Annotated in this window: 1 protein-coding gene; it reads right to left on the bottom strand. The window is 65.8% G+C overall.

Translation table 11 applies throughout. The features are described 5' to 3' along the window. The coding region (locus RRF55_RS27665) for a hypothetical protein (protein ID WP_439419249.1) at window positions 1-243 on the bottom strand (243 nt) is incomplete at both ends.

Below are 243 nucleotides of genomic sequence, written 5' to 3'. Positions count from 1 at the left end.
AACGCTCGAAGGCGGTGAAACGTTCGATCTTGCGGCCGGTTTCCGAGCCGTGCAGCCGGATGCTGCCCTTGCGCCAGTAGAAGATGCCCACCGCGCCCAGCGCGATCAGGATCAGCGCGCCACCGTAGGGGATGATCCACTGGTTGCGCACCTGGCGCCAGGCTTCGCCGGCGTTGGTGAGCAGGGAGCCCGGGTATTGCACGAAGGGCTGGATCAGGTTGCCGGCTTCCGGCGCCTGATCTT

The organism is Klebsiella sp. K47 (assembly GCF_051858335.1).
Classification (GTDB): Bacteria; Pseudomonadota; Gammaproteobacteria; order Enterobacterales; family Enterobacteriaceae; genus Klebsiella; species Klebsiella pneumoniae.
The sequence above is the reverse complement of the archived record's forward strand: the minus strand, read 5'-3'. Positions and strand labels throughout refer to the sequence as shown.